19 protein-coding genes are annotated in these 17,280 nt (G+C 62.8%); 14 read left to right on the plus strand and 5 right to left on the minus strand.

From position 1 onward, the window contains the following. Window positions 1–17 precede the first annotated feature (17 nt). From EU811_RS05205 to EU811_RS05220, 4 genes are all read left to right on the plus strand, one after another. Entirely contained in the window at window positions 18–1,238 is a 1,221-nt protein-coding gene (locus EU811_RS05205; protein ID WP_142937431.1) for a thiolase family protein, read from the plus strand. Window positions 1,239–1,242: 4 nt separating this feature from the next. Next, window positions 1,243–1,944 carry a 3-oxoacid CoA-transferase subunit A gene (locus EU811_RS05210; protein ID WP_142937432.1) on the plus strand — a complete coding sequence of 234 codons (702 nt, stop codon included), beginning with the start codon at window positions 1,243–1,245 and terminating at the stop codon, window positions 1,942–1,944. Window positions 1,945–1,946: 2 nt separating this feature from the next. After that, a complete protein-coding gene (locus tag EU811_RS05215) occupies window positions 1,947–2,615 on the plus strand; it encodes a 3-oxoacid CoA-transferase subunit B (RefSeq protein WP_142937433.1) in 669 nt (222 codons plus the stop codon). Between the two features lie 118 nt (window positions 2,616–2,733). Continuing rightward, window positions 2,734–3,537, plus strand: coding sequence for an IclR family transcriptional regulator domain-containing protein (locus EU811_RS05220; RefSeq protein WP_142937434.1), 804 nt, complete (start codon window positions 2,734–2,736; stop codon window positions 3,535–3,537). A 16-nt stretch (window positions 3,538–3,553) separates the two neighbouring features. Here EU811_RS05220 and EU811_RS05225 read toward each other — a convergent pair whose 3' ends face one another. Both EU811_RS05225 and EU811_RS05230 read right to left on the minus strand, forming a co-directional pair. Then, on the minus strand, window positions 3,554–3,898 hold the full coding sequence (locus tag EU811_RS05225; RefSeq protein WP_142937435.1) for an iron chaperone: 345 nt from the start codon (window positions 3,896–3,898) through the stop codon (window positions 3,554–3,556). Between the two features lie 94 nt (window positions 3,899–3,992). Beyond that, the gene (locus EU811_RS05230; protein WP_142937436.1) at window positions 3,993–4,391 is read right to left on the minus strand and encodes a RidA family protein; all 399 of its coding nucleotides are present in this window, start codon (window positions 4,389–4,391) and stop codon (window positions 3,993–3,995) included. A 136-nt stretch (window positions 4,392–4,527) separates the two neighbouring features. On the opposite strand from EU811_RS05230, the gene EU811_RS05235 reads away from it, so the two are divergent. The 7 genes from EU811_RS05235 to EU811_RS05265 are packed head-to-tail and all read left to right on the plus strand — an operon-like array spanning window position 4,528 to window position 12,710. Then, window positions 4,528–5,382: a fumarylacetoacetate hydrolase family protein gene (locus tag EU811_RS05235; protein ID WP_142937437.1), complete on the plus strand. Its 855-nt coding sequence runs from the start codon at window positions 4,528–4,530 to the stop codon at window positions 5,380–5,382. 40 nt (window positions 5,383–5,422) lie between these two features. Then, a complete protein-coding gene (locus tag EU811_RS05240; protein ID WP_142937438.1) occupies window positions 5,423–5,905 on the plus strand; it encodes a cupin domain-containing protein in 483 nt (160 codons plus the stop codon). A gap of 3 nt (window positions 5,906–5,908) precedes the next feature. Next, complete coding sequence (locus EU811_RS05245) at window positions 5,909–6,781, plus strand: acyl-CoA thioesterase (RefSeq protein WP_142937439.1); 873 nt, start codon at window positions 5,909–5,911, stop codon at window positions 6,779–6,781. A 59-nt stretch (window positions 6,782–6,840) separates the two neighbouring features. Then, on the plus strand, window positions 6,841–8,529 hold the full coding sequence (locus tag EU811_RS05250; protein WP_142937440.1) for an AMP-binding protein: 1,689 nt from the start codon (window positions 6,841–6,843) through the stop codon (window positions 8,527–8,529). 14 nt (window positions 8,530–8,543) lie between these two features. Continuing rightward, window positions 8,544–10,934, plus strand: coding sequence for a bifunctional salicylyl-CoA 5-hydroxylase/oxidoreductase (locus EU811_RS05255; protein ID WP_142937441.1), 2,391 nt, complete (start codon window positions 8,544–8,546; stop codon window positions 10,932–10,934). 2 nt (window positions 10,935–10,936) lie between these two features. Beyond that, window positions 10,937–12,307 (plus strand): MFS transporter, encoded by a 1,371-nt coding sequence (locus EU811_RS05260; RefSeq protein ID WP_142937442.1) that lies wholly within the window; start codon window positions 10,937–10,939, stop codon window positions 12,305–12,307. Window positions 12,308–12,314: 7 nt separating this feature from the next. Next, window positions 12,315–12,710: an acyl-CoA thioesterase gene (locus EU811_RS05265; protein ID WP_142937443.1), complete on the plus strand. Its 396-nt coding sequence runs from the start codon at window positions 12,315–12,317 to the stop codon at window positions 12,708–12,710. Between the two features lie 99 nt (window positions 12,711–12,809). Here the strand turns inward: EU811_RS05265 and EU811_RS05270 are convergent, their stop codons facing one another. Then, window positions 12,810–13,343, minus strand: coding sequence for a hypothetical protein (locus EU811_RS05270; RefSeq protein WP_142937444.1), 534 nt, complete (start codon window positions 13,341–13,343; stop codon window positions 12,810–12,812). A gap of 262 nt (window positions 13,344–13,605) precedes the next feature. On the opposite strand from EU811_RS05270, the gene EU811_RS05275 reads away from it, so the two are divergent. Then, window positions 13,606–14,490: a PaaX family transcriptional regulator gene (locus EU811_RS05275; RefSeq protein ID WP_142937445.1), complete on the plus strand. Its 885-nt coding sequence runs from the start codon at window positions 13,606–13,608 to the stop codon at window positions 14,488–14,490. Window positions 14,491–14,505: 15 nt separating this feature from the next. On the opposite strand, the gene EU811_RS05280 is transcribed toward EU811_RS05275, so the two are convergent. Together EU811_RS05280 and EU811_RS05285 are read right to left on the minus strand one after the other, a co-directional pair. Then, window positions 14,506–15,288, minus strand: a complete 783-nt coding sequence (locus tag EU811_RS05280) for a VOC family protein (RefSeq protein WP_165450155.1) — start codon at window positions 15,286–15,288, stop codon at window positions 14,506–14,508. A gap of 211 nt (window positions 15,289–15,499) precedes the next feature. Beyond that, window positions 15,500–16,141: an NADPH-dependent F420 reductase gene (locus EU811_RS05285; protein WP_142937446.1), complete on the minus strand. Its 642-nt coding sequence runs from the start codon at window positions 16,139–16,141 to the stop codon at window positions 15,500–15,502. Window positions 16,142–16,223: 82 nt separating this feature from the next. On the opposite strand from EU811_RS05285, the gene EU811_RS05290 reads away from it, so the two are divergent. Together EU811_RS05290 and EU811_RS05295 are read left to right on the plus strand one after the other, a co-directional pair. Then, window positions 16,224–16,544, plus strand: a complete 321-nt coding sequence (locus EU811_RS05290) for a hypothetical protein (protein WP_223941232.1) — start codon at window positions 16,224–16,226, stop codon at window positions 16,542–16,544. Continuing rightward, window positions 16,534–17,238 (plus strand): HAD family hydrolase, encoded by a 705-nt coding sequence (locus EU811_RS05295; protein ID WP_142937447.1) that lies wholly within the window; start codon window positions 16,534–16,536, stop codon window positions 17,236–17,238. The genes EU811_RS05290 and EU811_RS05295 overlap by 11 nt, the downstream gene beginning before the upstream one ends. Window positions 17,239–17,280: the final 42 nt, after the last annotated feature.

Genomic DNA, 17,280 nt, shown 5'->3' on the forward strand with positions numbered 1-17,280 from the left:
ACCCCGAAGGAAATCCCATGAACCAGGCTTTCGTGTACGACGCCGTGCGCACGCCCTTTGGCAAGTTCGGCTCCGGCCTTGCCGCTGTCCGTCCCGACGACCTTGCCGCCCACGTGGTCCGTGAGTCCGTCAAGCGTGCTCCGGGGCTTGATGTTGAGCGGATCGACGAAGTGGTGTTCGGCAATGCCAACGGTGCCGGCGAGGAGAACCGCAACGTTGCCCGCATGGCTACCTTGCTGGCTGGCCTGCCGGTTTCCATTCCGGGAACCTCGGTCAACCGGCTCTGCGGATCCTCCTTGGATGCGGCGATCATCGCTTCGCGCCAGATCAACGCCGGCGATGCCGAACTCATGCTGGTGGGCGGCGCGGAATCCATGTCCCGCGCGCCGTGGGTGCTGCCGAAGACGTCCAAGCCGTACCCGGCCGGCGACATGACGCTCGCTTCAACCACGCTCGGTTGGCGCCTGGTGAACCCGGCCATGAACAAGGACTGGACCATCTCCCTGGGCGAAGCCACCGAACGGCTGCGCGAGAAGTACGGAATCACCCGGGAACGGCAGGATGCTTTTGCGGCTGATTCGCACAACCTGGCCGACGCCGCGTGGAACGAAGGCTTCTACGATTCTTTGGTGTCGCAGGTTCCGGGCACGGACCTCGTCCGTGACGAGGGCATCCGTGCCGGTTCCTCGGCGGAGAAGCTTGCCGGTTTGAAGACGGTGTTCCGCCCTGAGTCTGACGGGCCCGACGGCGGCACGGTCACCGCCGGTAATGCGTCGCCTTTGTCCGATGGTGCTTCGGCGGCGTGGATCGGTTCGGAGGCGGCTGCTGGGATTCTTGGCTTGGAGCCGTTGGCCCGCATCGCCGGCCGTGGTGCGCACGGCAACGATCCCCAGTTCTTCGGTTTCGCCCCGGTGGAAGCCGCGAACAAGGCCCTCGCGAAGGCGGGCATCGGCTGGGACCAGGTGGGCGCCGTCGAACTTAATGAGGCGTTTGCCGCGCAATCGCTGGCGTGCGTGGATGCGTGGGGGATTGATCCCGCGATTGTGAACCGTCACGGTGGCGCCATCGCGATGGGCCACCCGCTCGGTGCCTCCGGTACCCGCATCCTGGGTACGCTCGCCCGCTCTTTGCAGGCTTCCGGGCAGCGCTGGGGAGTTGCGGCGATCTGCATCGGCGTGGGCCAGGGCCTGGCACTGGTGCTGGAAAACGTTTCTGCCGGAGTTTCAGAAGGAGTCTAGGGCGATGCTGAATTTCATTGACACTGTTGGCGAGGCTGTCGCCGGCATCAAGGACGGTTCCACCGTGATGATCGGCGGGTTCGGTAACGCCGGGCAGCCGTTCGAACTGATCGACGCGCTGATGGACTGCGGCGCGAAGGACCTGACCGTGGTGAACAACAACGCCGGCCAGGGCGATCAGGGCCTCGCGTTGCTGATCAAGGAGGGCCGAGTCCGCAAGATGATCTGCTCGTTCCCGCGGCAGTCCGATTCCTGGCATTTCGACGCCAAGTTTCACGCCGGTGAGATCGAGCTGGAACTGGTCCCGCAGGGCAATCTGGCCGAGCGTATCCGGGCTGCTGGTGCCGGTATCGGTGGGTTCTTCACGCCCACCGGGTACGGCACCACGTTGGCTGAGGGCAAGGAAACCCGGTTGCTGGACGGGAAGTGGCAGGTCTTCGAAACGCCCATCCACGCCGACGTCGCACTCATCAAGGCACTCAAGGCTGACGGCAAGGGCAACCTCGTGTACCGCAAGACCGCCCGGAATTTCGGACCCATTATGGCCGCCGCTGCGAAGCACACCATCGTGCAGGTCTCGGAGATCGTGCCTACCGGTTCCCTGGATCCGGAGAACGTGGTGACCCCGGGGATTTACGTCAATAGTGTGGTCCGCGTCGATTCTGCCGGCAGTGGAGTCGGCACCAGCGCAGAGAAGGTGGCCTGAGCATGAGCACCCAAACCAGCATCCAGACCTCGGAGAAGCCGTTGGGCCGCGACGAGCTCGCCCAGTTGGTGGCCCGCGACATCGCCCCGGGTTCGTTCGTGAACCTGGGCATCGGCCAGCCCACGCTCGTGTCCAACTACCTCACCGAGGAACAGAACATCACGCTCCACACGGAGAACGGGATGCTCGGCATGGGCCCGGCCGCTGAGGGCGACGAGATCGACGGCGACCTGATTAATGCCGGCAAGATCCCCGTCACCGAACTGCCCGGGGCCTCGTACTTCCACCACGCCGACTCGTTCGCCATCATGCGCGGCGGGCATTTGGACATCTGCGTGCTCGGCGCCTTCCAGGTCTCCGCCACCGGCGACCTCGCCAACTGGCACACGGGAGCCCCCGACGCGATCCCGGCCGTGGGCGGTGCGATGGACCTGGCCACCGGCGCCAAGGATGTCTTCGTGATGATGACACTCTTGACGCGCGAGGGCGTATCCAAGCTGGTGGAGCAGTGCACGTACCCGCTCACCGGCGTCGGCTGCGTGACCCGCGTCTACACGGACAAGGCTGTGTTCCTCACCGGGCCCGATGGCGTCACCGTCCGCGAGACCTTCGGCTGCACCTTCGAAGAAATCCAGGAACTCGTGCCGCTGCCCCTGAAGAAGCCGGCCTAAGGGAGGCAGAGTAGGCCTCGCAAGTTCCGGCCCCCGCGTTGTGAGGCCCGCTCTGCAGGGTTTTCGGGGCGTGAGTCCTGCAGAGTAGGCCTCGCAACGCGATTTAGGATTGGTAACCATGACCGACTCCGCAATTACCCCCCAGGCAAGCGATCAGTATGTGCAGTCGCTGGCCCGGGGACTTGCCGTGATCCGGGCGTTCGACGCGAACAACCCCGTGATGACGCTCAGCGAAGTCGCGGCCCGCACCGATCTGACCCGTGCCACGGCCCGGAGGTTCCTGCACACCTTGGTTGAGCTGGGCTATGTCCGCACCGATGGCAAGACGTTCGCGCTCACGGCCAAGGTGCTGCAGCTCGGATACTCGTATCTGTCGGCGCTGTCTATTCCGCAGCTCGCCCAGCCGCACTTGGAACAACTGAGCCTAAAGCTGGGGGAGTCCACCTCCGCCGCGGTGCTGGACGGACCGGATATTTTCTATGTGGCCCGTGTCGCCACCCGCAGGATCATGAACGTCGGGATCACTGTGGGCACCCGCTTCCCCGCGTACGCCACGTCCATGGGTCGAGTGCTGCTCGCCGGATTGCCGCAGACCAAGCTGGAGGCTTACCTCGCGACGGCGGAACTCACCCCGCTCACCCCGCGGACCGTCGCCAGCGCCTCCGACTTGAGGGCCGCCGTCGAACATGTCCGCAGGCAGGGGTGGTGCCTCCTGGACCAGGAGCTGGAACTTGGGCTGATGTCCATCGCAGCACCGGTGTGGAACCACAACAACGGCGACAACGTGGCTGCGATCAACGTGTCCCTGCAGGCCCAGGCCGTTGCTGCCCAGCCGGACCCGGAGAAGTATCTGGAGGGCGTGCGCCAGGAAGTGGTGGCCACCGCGCAGGCAATCTCCCAAGACGTCTCCGCGAAGCACTAGCCGGTTCGAGCACTGACTACTTCCGGATCGCAGCCAATCGGGTCTCAAGGATCCGGCGGACCATCGAGTCCGGCACGGGGTTGTCCGCCGAGAACCGCAGCGTCCCCGGCGACCATGAGTAGCCCCCCAGCTCTTCGGACATTTCCGGCAGGATCTGCCCACTAAACGGGTACAGGGCAAGGTGCTTCTTGGTTTCGAGCACGCTCACAAAGCCCTTGCCCTCAACCAGCAAAGCGGGCATCCCGTAGCTGACGCCTTCTTCGGCGTCGGGGGCCAACTCGCGGGCGATCGCCACAATTCGCTCCAGAATCGGGCGGTTACCCTCGCTGACGCCCGCAAGATATTGGATAACGGTTCCCATGGCCCAATCCTGCGCCATCGACGGGAGTTTTTGTACAGCTAATGACCTCTAGACGTGGTTTTAGGGGCGGTATCTGTACAAAAACTCCAGAGCTTTAGCGCTCCGGGATCACCGCGATGCCCTGAATTTCGATCAGTGCTTCCTTCTGCCACAGGCGCGTGACACCGATGCCTGCCATGGCGGGGTACTGCGATCCCGCCATTTCGCGCCAGATGCGTCCGATTTCGCGGCCGTTGGCCATGTAGTCGTCAACGTCCGTGAGGTAGATGGTCACGTTGACCAGGTCCTCGGGCTGCCCGCCAGCTTCGCGCAACGTGGTCAAAACATTGGTGAACGCCTGCGTGAACTGTTCCACGATGCCGCCGGGAACGATCTTCATGTTCTTGTCCAAAGCCGTCTGCCCGCCCAGGAAGACGGTGTTGCCAGCCAGGATGCCGTGCGCAAAACCCGATGGTTTGGGCAGCGATTCCGGGTTGATCGTTGTGTGGCTCATGCTGTTCCTCCTCGTTGTGGCAACTGCAAAAACTTTTGGAAAGCCTCTGTGCAGATCATTTCTGCCGTGCTACGTTGAGCATATGTGACGATCGTAAAAAAGTCGACACATCACAAAATCTCGAAGGGAACCCGCAATGAAACTCGCCACCCTGCGCACGGCCAACGGAGGAACGACGGCGGCACTCGCCACGGGCGCCGACTCTTACCTCACCCTGCCCGCCGATGACGTCGGCGCGCTCCTGGCTCGGCCGGACTGGCGGAACGTTGTTGAAGAGGCTGCAGCGTCGAAGGAGCAGACCATAGTTGCGGCCGCCGACGCTGACCTCGCCCCGCTCCTTCCCCGGGCCGGCAAAGTCATCTGCTGCGGCTTGAACTATGGGGACCACATCCAGGAAATGGGCCGCGAACTGCCCGAATACCCCACACTGTTCGCCAAGTATGCGGACACCTTGGTGGGGGCTGAAGACGCCGTGGAAGTCCACGGCAGCGGCCGTGTCGACTGGGAAGCCGAGCTCGCCGTCGTCGTCGGTTCTGAACTGTTCCATGCAGACGAAGACCAGGCCCGTGCGGCCATTGCCGGGTACACGGTGGCCAACGACGTCTCCATGCGCGACTGGCAGAACCGGACCCTGCAGTGGTTCCAGGGCAAGGCCTGGGACGGCACAACCCCCGTGGGCCCGGTCATGGTCACGGCAGATGAAGCCGGGGAACACTTCGACGTCCGCGGCTACGTCAATGGCGAGCTTGTGCAGCAGGGAAACACCAGCACCCTGGTATTCGGCCCGGCACAGCTGCTGTCCTACATCTCGCAATTCACCGCTCTGCGTCCCGGCGACCTCGTCCTTACCGGAACACCCGGGGGAGTGGGCATGGGAATGACCCCGCCTCGCTTCCTTAGGGACGGCGACGTCCTCACTACGGAAATCGACGGGATCGGCCGGTTGGAGAACCAGTTCCGAATCCACGCACCCGTCGCAGTCCCCGCCTGACAGCAATCGTCCAGAACCACCAGATAAAAGGAGAAAACCCATGAGCCAGACCACCACCGAGTACCAACTCGAAGGCGATAACTCCATCTACGCGCAGGCTGACGGCAAGGTTGTCCCGGTTGTCACCCGCGCCGGAGCTGAGGACACCAACACTGCGCAGTCCGGCGACTGCATCCGCGTGTCCGGCGTCAGCATCCAGCACACCCCGGCAACCAAGATCTGGTTCGGCCAAGTATCCAACACCCCCGGGTACCGCTCACTTCCGCACCACCACGGCGAGGCTGAGACCGGCGGCTATGTGTTGCGTGGCCACGGCCGCATCTACTTCGGCGAGAACTACTCGGAGTTCATCGACATGAAGGCCGGCGACTGGGTTTTCGTGCCGCCGTTCATGCCCCACGTTGAAGCCAACATGTCCATCACGGAAGAACTCGTCTGGCTCACAGCGCGCACGCCGGAGAACCTCGTGGTGAACCTCGAAGACGTGGCTGACGAAACCCTCGCCGACTACCGCCGGGCCTAAGCCATGATCACTGGAACCCTGACGTCCGAGACCTTCCTCAAGGCAGTTGAACTAACGCCCACAACGGCCGAGGTGTTCGACGAAGCCTATGAAGCAACCACCCAGTACGTGCCGTGGCCAAAAGCCTATGGTGGAGACATGGTGGCACAGGCCGCGGCCGCGATGATGCGGTCCGTTGATGCTGACAGGACTCTGCACTCGATGCACAGCTACTTCATGCGTCCCGTGGATATCGGTTCCAGTGTCCGGTACGAAGTGGAGCGCCTGCGGGATGGCCGAGGGTATTCCACCCGCACGGTCCGGGGTTTCCAGAACGGCAAGGCCGTGTACGCGGCCATGGGTTCGTTCCAGGTCCCTGAGAGCGGCCCGGACTTCCAGCCCGAGGCTCCTGCCGCCGTCGAGCCTGAATCGCTGCGGACTGCGGCCGAAGCGCTGGACGGCGTGGACGGCCAAGCCGCGGAGTACTGGTCGACGGGCCGTAGCTTCGATATGCGCCATATTCCAGGGCCGGTATATATCGATCTCGAGGGCGGTTCCGTGCCGCAGCAGGCCATTTGGGTCAAGGCTTTTGACGCCCTGCCCGACGACGCCGACCTTCACCGCACAGCGCTGGCTTACGTCTGCGATTACACAATTTTGGAGCCGCTGCTCCGGGTGAATGGACTCAACTGGTCCAGCCCGGGACTCGCGACCGCCAGCTTGGACCACTCCATGTGGTTCCACCGCGATGGTCGCGCCGACGACTGGGTGCTCTACGCCCAGGACGCCATCTCCGGTCAAAGCAACAGGGGCCTCGCCATGGGCCGCTTCTTCGATCGTCACGGAAGGCTGCTTGCCACGGTCGCCCAAGAGGGCATGATTCGGGCTGGCACCTAAACAGCATTAGATCTCCGCCAACCATCCGCTTCAACGACGCACCACTGAAAGGACCGGCCATGAGCATGATGCCATCGGCCCACGTGGACACGTTTACCCGTGACCACCTGCCGCCCGCCGATACTTGGCCTGCGCTTGAATTCACCCTTCCCGAACTCCACTACCCGGAGCGGCTCAACGCTGCGGCGGTACTGATCGACGACGCTGTTGAGCAGTACGGCCCAGACCGTCCCGCCCTGTGGACACCTGACGGCTCGGTCTGGACCTACGGTCAGCTCCAGCAGCGTTCCAACCAGGTGGCACAGGTCCTCACCGAAGACCTCGGAGTTGTTCCGGGCAACCGCGTGTTGTTGCGCGGACCCAACAACCCTTGGATCGTGGCTGCCTGGCTGGGTGTCCTGAAAGCCGGCGCCGTAGTAGTCACCACCATGCCCATGCTGCGCTCCACCGAGGTCTCCACCCTCATCCAACTCACCAAACCCGTGGTCGCCATCTCTGATCACCGGTTCGTGGACGAACTCGCAATTGCGGCGGGAGATGAGGTCAAGGTACTGACGTATGGGGCCGGCAACGGATTCGACGACGACGGTGATCTCGCCTCGCGCTGCGAGCACAAGAGCGGCAAATTCACGGCAGTGGACACTGCCGCGGACGACGTCGCCCTGTTAGGACCGACGTCGGGCACCACCGGCGTGCCCAAGGTGACTATGCATTTCCACCGGGACATCCTGGCCAACGCGGATACTTTCGCCCGTTACATCCTGGAACCAACAGCAGATGACGTGTTCGCGGGTTCCCCGCCCTTGGCGTTCACGTTCGGACTTGGCGGTTTGGTGGTCTTCCCGCTCAGGTTCGGCGCGTCGTCGCTCCTCACGGAGAAGGCCGGGCCGGTGGAGCTTGCTGAAGCCGCAGCCGCGGCAGGAGCCAGCATCCTCTTCACCGCACCCACGGCTTACCGGGCCATCCTGAAAGAGAAGCGCGGAGACCTCCTCAGGGGCCTGCGTATGGCCGTCTCCGCCGGAGAGCATCTCTCCAAGGAAACCTGGGAAGCGGTGCATGAGGCCACGGGTTTGCGGCTGATCAACGGGATTGGCGCCACGGAAATGCTGCACGTCTTCATTTCCGCGGCAGGGGACGATATCCGCCCTGGGACCACTGGCCGCGCGGTGCCGGGCTTCAGGGCCACCATCCTGGACGACGACGGCAACGAACTCGGCCCGGGCAACATCGGCCGCCTGGCAGTGATCGGCCCCACCGGATGCCGCTACCTCGACGACGCACGGCAGGCCAACTACGTGGTCCGTGGCTGGAACGTCACCGGTGACACGTTCGCCATGGATGCCGACGGGTACTTCACCTACCAGGCACGCTCAGACAACATGATCGTCTCCTCCGGCTACAACATCGGTGCGCCCGAGGTTGAGACGGCCATCGACCAGCACCCGGATGTTGCGGAAAACGCGGTCATCGGGGTTCCGGATGAAGAGCGCGGCAGCATCGTCTGCGCATTCGTCGTCCTGCGCGAAGGCGTCACTGGCGACGCCGGGAAGCGCAAGGAAATCCAGGACTTCGTGAAGCAAACCATCGCCCCGTACAAGTACCCGCGGGATGTCCGCTTCGTCAACGAACTGCCCCGCAATCCCAGCGGCAAACTCCAGCACTTCAAGCTCCGCGACAGGGTCCTCGCGCAGGACAAAACAGCGAGCCAGACCGAACAACTTACCCCCGCCGGCCAGAGCCAGGCTTGAGAAGGAGCAACACCATGAAAATCGCAATCGTTGGAGGCGGGCCTGGCGGTCTGTACTTCGCAGCACTGATGAAGCAGCTGGACCCGTCGCATGACATCACCCTCTGGGAACGTAACGCTGCCAGCGACACCTTTGGCTTCGGCGTCGTGTTTTCCGATGAGACCCTGGGCGGCATCGGCAACGCTGATCCCGTAGTGGCCGAGTACATGAGCCGTCGCTTCGCACGCTGGTCCGATATCGACATCCACTTCCGCGAGCAAATGATCACGGTGGGCGGCCAGGGCTTCGCTGCCATGAGCCGCAAGGAACTGCTGGAGCTGCTCCAGCGCCGCTGCATCGAACTGAACGTGGACGTGCGTTTCAGTACCCTGGCTCCTGCCGTGGAGGAGCTTGAAGCCAACTACGATCTTGTTCTCGCAGCGGACGGCATCAACTCCCAGATCCGGGCCAAGTACGCCGACTCCTTCAAGCCCAACCTGGACCCGCGTACCAACAAGTTCATGTGGCTTGGTACGGACCAGGTTTTCGAGGCCTTCAAGTTCTTCGTGAAGGAAACCGAGTGGGGCGTCATGCAGATCCACGGTTACCCCTACTCGGACGAGGGCTCCACCTTCATCGTGGAAATGCACCAGGACGTGTGGCACGCCGCGGGCTTCGACGAAACCGCCAACGAGGTCTTCCCTCCCGGTGTCTCCGATGAGAAGGCCATCGCCAAGATCCGCGAGATCTTCGCCGAGGAACTGAACGGCTACGAGGTCCTCACCAACAACTCCAAGTGGATCAACTTCACCACGGTCCGCAACGAGAGCTGGCGCCACAACAACGTAGTGTTGCTGGGCGACGCCGCCCACACCGCCCACTTCTCCATCGGCTCGGGCACCAAGCTGGCCATGGAAGACTCGCTGGCCTTGGCTGCTTGCCTCCACGAGCACCCGGATGTGGAGTCCGCCTTGGTTGCTTATGAGGCCGAGCGTCGGCCCGTGGTTGCCTCCACCCAGCGTGCAGCCCAGGCATCCCTTGAATGGTTTGAGCGCATTGGCCAGTACAAGGACCAGGACCCTACACAGTTCGCATTCAACCTGCTGACCCGCAGCCGCCGCATCACGCAGGAAAATCTGCGGCTCCGCGATCCCGAGTTCGCGAACGCTGTTGACCGCGACTTCGCTGCCTCGCAGGGGCTGACAGAGGTCGCTCCGGCCATGTTCCAGCCGTTCCGGATCGGCCAACTGGAGTTGAAGAACCGCATTGTTGTTTCGCCCATGGATATGTACTCGGCCACGGACGGTGTTCCGGGTGACTTCCACAAGGTCCACCTCGGCTCCAAGGCCCTCGGTGGCGCCGGCCTGGTGATGACAGAGATGGTCTGCGTCTCCGAAGCCGGCCGCATCACCCCCGGTTGCAGCGGCCTCTACACGGATGAACAGCGTGAGAGCTGGAAGGAAATCGTGGACTTTGTTCACGCCCGTTCCACCGCCAAGATCGGCGCCCAGCTGGGCCACTCTGGGCGCAAGGGCTCCACCAAGCTCATGTGGGAAGGCATTGACCAGCCGCTCGAGTCCGGTAACTGGACCGCCGTGGGTCCCTCTGCCTTGCCGTACAGCCCGGAGAACCAAACACCCGTGGAGCTGGATCGCGCTGGAATGGATGCCATCAAGGCCGAGTTCGTCGCCTCCACGGTCCGTGCGGACGAGGCCGGTTTCGATCTCCTGGAAATCCATGCTGCCCACGGTTACCTGCTGTCCTCCTTCCTTTCGCCGGTGTCCAACAAACGGACCGACGAATACGGTGGCAGCTTGGAGAACCGGCTGCGGTTCCCGTTGGAAGTGTTCGACGCCGTTCGTGCAGCTTGGCCTGCCAGCAAGCCGGTGACGGTGCGCATCTCCGCCACCGACTGGATCGAAGGTGGCAACACTTCGGATGATTCCGTGGCCATCGCCAAGGCGTTCGTTGAGCACGGCGCCGCCGGCTTGGACGTTTCCACCGGACAGGTGGCCAAGGAAGAGAAGCCCGCCTTCGGCCGTAGCTACCAGACGCCGTTCGCGGACCGCATCCGTCAGGAAGTTGCCGCACCTGCAGGCGTGGCGGTGATCGCCGTCGGCGCCATCTCCACCTACGATGACGTGAACTCCATCCTCCTGGCCGGCCGTGCGGATTTGATCGCCTTGGGACGCACGCACCTTTACGACCCCCAATGGACGCTGCACGCAGCGGCCGAGCAGGAATATCAGGGGCCCGGCGCCGACTGGATCCCACAATTCCGTGCTGGTCGCCGCAAGCCTCCGAGCTCACGCACTGACGCCGTTCGTCCCCGCCTGTCCCTGCTTAAGGAAGCCGACATGGAAGAAGTCAACACACACCTCCGCTGGACTCCCGAGTCCGCAGCAGCATCGGTTTTGGTGAAGTAGCCATGGCCACCGCACCAGTCAACGACTGGAACGTGCCCAAGAAGACCACCGGCTTGGTGTTGTTCTGCTGCTGGCTCGCGATCCTCGCCGAAGGTTACGACGTCGGCGTCCTGGGCGCCATCCTGCCGGCACTTGCCGAGTACAAAGAGTGGAACCTCAGCCCGCTGGCCTTGGGCGGACTGGGATCATATGCCCTGATTGGCATGCTTATTGGCGCCCTCTTCATCGGCACGCTCAGCGACCTCGTCGGCCGCAAGAAAATGCTCCTGGCTTCAATGGCAATCTTCACGCTCACCCAGGCAGGCGCTGCCTGGGCGCCGACGCCGGAGCTGTTCGGCTTGTTCCGCCTCATTGGCGGACTGGGCATGGGTGGTGTCATTCCGGTGGCAGCGGCCCTGACCATTGAATACTCGGCGCCGAACAAGCGCTCCTACAACTACGGCCTCATGTACTCCGGCTACTCACTGGGCATCGTTGCCGCCGCTTTGGCTGCGCTGTTCGTCCTGCCCATGGGTGGTTGGCGTGCTGTGATCGCGATCGGTGCCGCACCTGTGGTGCTGATTCCGATCATTTGGAAGTTCCTGCCTGAATCCTTGGAATTCCTGGAGTCGAAGGGCCGGAAGTCCGAGGCCAAGGCCTTGGCCGCCAAGCTGAACATCTCCAACTACAAGCCCGTTGTTGCTGTGGCTCCGGCAGTTCCTGCTGCCCAAGGCGGCCAGGTGGATCCGTGGTGGAAGACCATCACCACCATGTTCTCCCGGAAGTACCTGCGCTCCACCGTTTTCTTCTGGATCTCGCTGTTCTGTGGCTTGGTCCTGGTGTACGGCTTGAACACCTGGTTGCCGAGCATCATGAAGAAGGCCGGCTACGACCTCGGCTCGTCACTGACCTTCCTGCTGGTCTTCAGCCTCGCCTCCGCAATCGGGGGCCTGCTCCTTGGCCGCGCCGCAGACAAGTACGGCAAGAAGCTCATCCTGGTGGTGTTCTACATCCTGGGCGGCTTGGGCATCATGCTGCTGGTCTTCCCCAACACCATGGTGGTCAACCTGCTGTTCGTGGCCTTCGCAGGCGTTGGTTCCATTTCCACATCGCTGGTGCTGACCGGCTATATTGCCGACTACTACCCGGCCAAGGTCCGTGGCACGGCGACGGGATGGGCCCTGAGCTTCGCCCGCCTGGGTGCCATTTCCGGACCGTTGATCGGTGGCTGGATCGCAGGCTCCAAGCTGCCCTTCGAGGCCAACTTCGCAATCTTCGCCGGCATCGCGGTTCTGGCCGCGGGTGCTGTGGCGATGATTCCGAAGCCGCAGCCTGAGGTGGCAGTCGCCGCCGTCGACGTTGATCCTAACGACGCCGCCGTTAGCGCCCGCTAGGAGAATCGTGGATAGGTTTCCGGAGGCGTCTGTCCAGCGAACAGTGGAATGGGTGGACACCGACGCCTCCGGGCACCAGCACAACTCGGCCATTCTGCGCTGGGTTGAGGCTGCGGAGGCCGAGCTCTTCCGTTCGCTGGAGTTGCCGGACTATTTCCCCAGCGCTCCGCGTGTTCAGCAAGTCATCAACTACAAGGCCAAGCTGTGGTTCGGCCAGCGCATCACCGCCACGGTGACGGTAAGCGCGCTGGGCCGGACCTCGCTGACCCTGGCTTTTGAGGTAGCGTCCGACGCCGGTGAGGTCGCCGCCTACGGGACGGTCACCACCGTGTACGTCCCCCATGGAACCGCAGCTGCACAGCCATGGCCGGAACACTTCGTCAAAGCTTTGAAAGGAGCCTGACCCCCTACGCCGAGACGGCGGTTGATGACAATGGTGAGCAATGGGATTGTCATTCACTGCCGTCTCGGCCAGTGGTGGTTGGGGACGCGGGGTGGGTGGCTAGCGCAAGCCCTTGATGATGTTCTTCGGCCGCTGCATCTCGCCGTGCTTTGCGCCGAGGATGATCACCCAGGCCGCGAACGCCGGAATGGCCCACTGCAGTGCTTTGAGCTGGGTCTGAGCGGACTTCAACTCATCGGATGCGCCGGCCCGAGGTTCTGTTGCACCCTTGGCGCCTTCGTCGGAGAGCTCATCCACCTTCTTGCCCACAACACCTGCGTACAACGTGACGGCGGCTCCAGCCAAAGTCACTACAGTCTTGTAGACAGTGTTTGCGGCGACATTGTCCTGCTTGGCAATCCGGCCCTTGTTCTCCCATGCGATGGCAAGGTCAGAGGCCAGGTGTCCGGCGAAGGCTGCTGTCTGGATGGGGGCCCACTTTCCCCAACCCTTGCTGGAGAGGCGGGTGCGCTCGGTGGGGTCTTTCGCTTCTGCAGCGGCACCATTAAGTCCGATGGCACCCATCAGTGAGCCGCCAAACCATGCCGCGGCGGTGAGGTCGTGTATGGAGCGGGCTACGAGATTTCCTGCCATGATGTGTTTCCTATCGTTGATACGGAAAGGACCTTTCGGGGCGGTGTGAGCCTCGAATCAGCGTGGCTCCATAGTAAGCATGCTTACTATGACACGGCTAGCCGGACAGTCTCCAGAAGAAGAACGAGCGCCTCAGGCATTCCACATGATCCGTTGATCGGGGCCGAATATGGGCATTGAAGCAATCTGAGCGGAAGTATTACCGCGCCTATGATGAACTGGACTGGCGCCGGAACTGCGGCGCGGAAATGAGGATCCTTCGATGTTCGCCGTCCCGGCACCCCCGGTGCGCCACCAGCAGCTGCTCGTCACCATTTTTGGCCTCTACGGACGAAATGCAGGCGACGCATTGCCGGTATCTGCGCTGATCTCCATGTTGGGATCACTGGGCTACGACGCTCCCGGCGTGAGGTCGTCAGTTTCCAGGCTCAAAGCCAAGGGTGTTCTTAAGAGCGTCCGCGAGGGCGGGATCGCTAAGTACAAAATTTCGGAGTCCGTCAGTGATGTGTTCCGGGAAGGTGACCGCAGGATCTTCGCACCGGAGCAGCCCGCGCCAGTGGATCTCTGGGTGCTGGCGGTCTTCTCCGTGCCCGAATCCATGCGGAACCGCCGGCACCAGCTGCGGTCAGCCCTGCTGTCCTTGGGCTTTGGTTCCGTAGCTAACGGTGTGTGGATTGCTCCCGCGCATAAATTGGAGCAAGCCCGGGAGCGGCTCACGTCTGGCGGGCTGATCGAGTTCGTGGATCTCTTTCGGAGCGACTACGTTTTTGATGGCCCCATGCGGCCCAAGATTTCGGAGTGGTGGGACCTCAAGGAATTGGACCAGCAGTTCACGGAATTCCTTGAACTCTACGACGGTGCGGAGCAGCACTGGACCGGGCTCGTGGGCAGCGATCCGGACATCGCACTGGCTGAATCCACCGAGGAGATGCGTCGCGATGCCTTCCGCTACTACATTCCGATGCTCACCATGTGGCGCAAGTTTCCGTACCGGGATCCAAACCTCCCCACTGACTACTTACCGCCCGATTGGCACGGTCCTGCCGTGCGCAGGACGTTCCAGGCGGTCCACCGCTTGGCCGCTCCGCTTGCCGCGGCCCATGCGCATGAGGTCATAGCCGAGGCACTCAATCCGGCTGCTGCCTGAGCGCGGGCCGGGTGTTTACTCGCCGATTCGGGGTGCGTCGATGATGCCAAACACCTCACCTTGTGGCGCTTGGATGATGGCCATGCGTCCCAGCGGGCTTTCGGTGACAGGCATCAGCAGGCTGGAGCCGAGCTCTACGGCCCGATTCGCAGTGCCCTCAACGTAGTCGCTGGCGAACCAGGTCAGCCAGTGGTTGGGGGTGCCGGAGGGAACGTCAACGTCATGCTGAATCCCGCCCACTTCCCGGCCATCCAGCGGCCTGCGAATGGTGGAGTACACCAAGCCGTCTTCGGTGACGTCCTGGTAGCTGACGTCGAAGACCTCGGAGTAGAAGGACCGCGCCGAGGCGAAGTCCCGGGTGTGGAGCTCATTCCAGCACAGTGCGCCGTGCTCATTGACGCGTTCCGCGCCGATATGGGTGCCTGCCTGCCACACGCCGAAGGTTGCGCCCACGCTGTCAGTCGCCAGCGTCATTCGCCCGGATTCCATGACGTCGAAGGGAGGGGCAAGCAGCTCTCCGCCGGCCGCGCTGATCTTCTTGGCGGTGACATTGACGTCATCCGATGCCAGGAACGTTGTCCATACGGTGGGCGCATCCGGATCCTGCTTGGGCCCTACGCCCGCCACCGCCCGCCCGGCGACATGTGCAAGCGAGTATTCCCCGGCGTCCTGACCGCCCGCAACAAAATCCCATCCGAAGAGGTCTGCATAAAAGGCCTTCGCCGCTTGGAGATCGTCAACGCCCAGGTCAACCCACATGGGCGTCGCTGCGGGCCAGTTCGAGATTTTGGTGGACATGGAACTCCTCGGGGTAGGACGCTTCGGGGGCAGCTGCCTCCCGAACGCCTGATGCGCCAGGCATTTAGAGAGGCAGCCACCCATAAAGTGCGCCGTGGTCCCGATTCGTGACACGATTTCGACCCAAAATTCACGGCACCCGCAAAATTCACGGCGCCCGCAAAGGTGGGGCGGCAAGCGTAAGCCCCTTGCCGCCGTCGTGCGTTCCGGTTTAGACCGTGCGCGTTGCCTTGGCGAGGTTCCCGCGGAGTTCCTCCGCGTTCTGGCGGATGACGTAGGCGGGGCGGTCACGTTCTACGCGCCAGCTGTCCTCCAGTGGGCCGATGTTGACGGTGTCGAAGCCGAATTCGTCGTAGAGCTTGGTGACAAGCTCGGCGGCTTCGGGGAAGTCGCTGGAGGTGGCCAGGGCGCGACGGTTGGGCGTGCCGGCAGCGGTGCCGTCCGTGGTGATGTCCTTGGCGAAAATGTGGTTGAAGCCCTTGGCTACCTTGGAGGTGGGCAGGTGCTTCTGAAGCAGGCCGGAAGTGGTGGCTTCTCCGTTGTCCAGCTCAGCGATCCGGCCGTCGCGCTCCCAGTAGTAGTTGTTGGTGTCGATTACGATCTTGCCCTCAAGCGGCTCGGTGGGGATGTCCTTGTAGTTCTTCAAAGGGACGGTCACGACGGCGAAATCTCCTGCTGCTGCTGCCTCACCTGCTGTTGCGGCCCGGGCGCGCGGCCCGAGTTCGGTCACCAGCTCACGGAGGGTTTCCGGCCCTCGGGAGTTGCTGATGACTACGTCATAGCCGAGTTCTACCGCTTTGCGGGCGACTTGGCTGCCAATGTGTCCTGCACCGATGATTCCGATTGTTGTCATGCCTGCGACAACAACAAGTTGCACACGCCTAATTCCCGCGTGACGCAATATTACTGAGAGGTTTATAATAAGTAGTCTTACTATGCTGTTTGGCATCGAAGACGAGGAGGTTCGGATGGCCGGGCATTTGGAACTGGCTGAAACGCCTGATGGGGAATTTCGGATTCTGATGGTGGACGGCGACGACGTGTTGATGGGTCTGTCCAAGCAGTTTTCCACCATGGACGAGGCTGTTGAGGGAGTCGCAGCCATCCGTGAAGTTGCAGGAACGGGGCTGCTAAGACCAGCTTCGGCAGAGCGGTATGCGGTACTCATGCTTGAGGAACCAGTGATCGACTCCGCGCTGGCCGCCCAAGGTGCGCAAGCGCAGACACACGCAGGGGTGGTCAGCTGTGGCAACTGATGAAGCGACAAAAAAGAAACGCGGCGTTCTTTTCGATGTGGATGGAACCCTGATCGATTCCAGCTACTTCCATGCCATGGCGTGGTGGCAAGCGTTCCGACGCGAAGGCCTGGATGTCGAAATGTCCGCCATTCACCGAAGGGTTGGCATGGGAGGTGACCGGCTCATCCAGAGTCTGATCCCGGACTGTCCCGAGGACATGCAGGAAGATCTCAAGTCCGCGCACGGTGCGGTCTTTTCAACGTTTTGGCCGGCTCTGCGCACCTTCGCTTCGGTCCGTGACCTTCTGGCTGCATGCTCGGACGCGGGACTGGCTGTGGGCTTGGCCTCGTCAGCGCAGGAACGCGACCTTGAAGTAAGCAGGCACCTTCTCGATGCCGGATCCTCCATTGATGCGTGGACCAGCTCAAACGACGCAAAGCAGAGCAAGCCCGCACCGGACATCCTCGAGGCCTGCCTGGAAAAGCTGGGGCTCGGTCCGGAGGATGTGGTGTTCGTAGGCGACGCCGTGTGGGATGTAAAGGCCGGAGCTGCGATCGGCGTTCCCGTCATCGCCCTGACCTGCGGCGGAATCAGCGAAGCCGAACTGCGCGACGCCGGTGCCGCGGAAGTCTATGACAATCCGCGGCACCTGTTGGAGCACTTGGAGACCAGCATCATCGGCCAGCTGATGGCGGGTTCGCGGGACACCTAAGCGCCTGTCCAGCCGCCTGCGGGCATGCCGCCCGGCACCCGG

The sequence above is a fragment of the Arthrobacter sp. TS-15 genome (genome assembly GCF_006964045.1).
Lineage (GTDB): Bacteria > Actinomycetota > Actinomycetes > Actinomycetales > Micrococcaceae > Arthrobacter.